Here is a 1,619-nt window from a genome sequence, read left to right as displayed (position 1 = left end):
TTCGCCGGCTGGTGGATGCTGATCGACCGGTTGGGTGCGGTGCCGCGGGTACTGGTGTGGGACGGTGAAGGCGCGATCGGCCGGTGGCGTGGTGGCCGCAACGAGCTCACTGCCGAGTGTCAGGCGTTTCGAGGAACTTTGGGCGCCAAGGTTGTCATCTGCCGTCCCGCCGACCCGGAAGCCAAGGGTGTGATCGAGCGGGCGCACGACTATCTGGAGCGATCCTTCCTGCCCGGCCGGACGTTCACCGGGCCCAACGATTTCAACACTCAGTTGAGTCAATGGCTGGCATTGGTGAACACCCGGACACGGCGGGCGTTGGGCTGCGCGCCGTGTGATCGGATCACCGCCGACCGCCAGGCGATGCTCACGCTGCCGCCGGTGGCGCCCGAGACCGGATGGCGGGGATCGGCGCGCCTGGCGCGTGATCACTACATTCGCTTGGACTCCAACGACTACTCGGTGCACCCTGCCGTGATCGGCCGCTGCGTCGAGATCGTCGCCGACCTCGAACGGGTTCGGGTGCACTCGGGTGGGCGCGTTGTCGCCGATCACGAACGGATCTGGGCCTGGCATCAATCGATCTCCGACCCCGAACACATCGAAGCAGCGAAAGTGCTGCGCCGCAGAAGGGTCGGCAACCTGCGGCCAGCGCCCGAACCCGAGGTCGAGCAGCGGCGCCTGACCGACTACGACACCGCGCTCGGTGTCGACATCGAAGGCGGGGTGGCCTGATGACCGCCACCAGAACAGCCGCCAAGACATCGACCACCGCACGGGATCTGACCGCCGAGATCTCTTTCCTGACCCGGGCGTTGAAGGCACCGACCCTGCGGGAATCGGTGCATCGACTGGCCGAACGAGCCCGCGCCGAGAACTGGAGCCATGAGGAGTTCCTCGTCGCCTGCCTGCAACGGGAAGTCTCCGCCCGCGAAAGCCACGGCGGCGAGGGCCGCATCCGCTCCGCGCGGTTTCCGGCCCGCAAATCGCTGGAAGAATTCGACTTCGGTCACGCCCGTGGACTCAAACGCGACGTCATCGCCCACCTCGGGACACTGGACTTCGTCACCGCCCGAGAGAACGTCGTTTTCCTCGGCCCGCCCGGAACCGGCAAAACACATCTGGCGATCGGGTTGGCGATCCGCGCCTGCCAGGCCGGGCACCGGGTCGCGTTCGCCACCGCCGCCGAATGGGTCGCCCGCCTCGCCGAGGCCCATCACGTCGGCCGGTTACAGGCCGAGCTGACCAAGCTCAGCCGCTACCCACTACTCGTGGTCGACGAAGTCGGCTACATCCCCTTCGAGAACGAAGCCGCCAACCTCTTCTTCCAACTCGTCTCATCCCGCTACGAACGAGCGTCGCTGATCGTGACCAGCAACAAGGTCTTCGGCCGCTGGGGCGAAGTCTTCGGCGACGACGTCGTCGCCGCAGCCATGATCGACCGCCTCGTCCACCACGCCGAAGTCATCGCCCTCAAAGGCGACAGCTACCGGCTCAAAGACCGCGACCTCGGCCGCGTCCCCACCGCCGGCACCACTAAAGGATGAACCACCAACCCACCAACCAGGGGGTCAAAATTCAGATTCCGGAAAGTGATCACCATTGGCGTTCCGTTGACA

The 1,619-nt window shown here is 65.9% G+C and carries 2 protein-coding genes; both read left to right on the top strand.

All coding sequences use genetic code 11. The features are described 5' to 3' along the window. On the top strand, positions 1 to 735 hold a 735-nt coding region (locus AC3ERS_RS36545; RefSeq protein ID WP_431972728.1), incomplete at its 5' end, for a Mu transposase domain-containing protein. Further along, on the top strand, positions 735 to 1,547 hold the full coding sequence (gene istB, locus AC3ERS_RS36540) for an IS21-like element helper ATPase IstB (RefSeq protein ID WP_431972727.1): 813 nt from the start codon (positions 735 to 737) through the stop codon (positions 1,545 to 1,547). The genes AC3ERS_RS36545 and istB, both read left to right, overlap by 1 nt. Positions 1,548 to 1,619 lie beyond the last annotated feature (72 nt).

It is taken from the genome of Nocardia sp. bgisy134 (genome assembly GCF_057708325.1).
The sequence above is the reverse complement of the archived record's forward strand: the minus strand, read 5'-3'. Positions and strand labels throughout refer to the sequence as shown.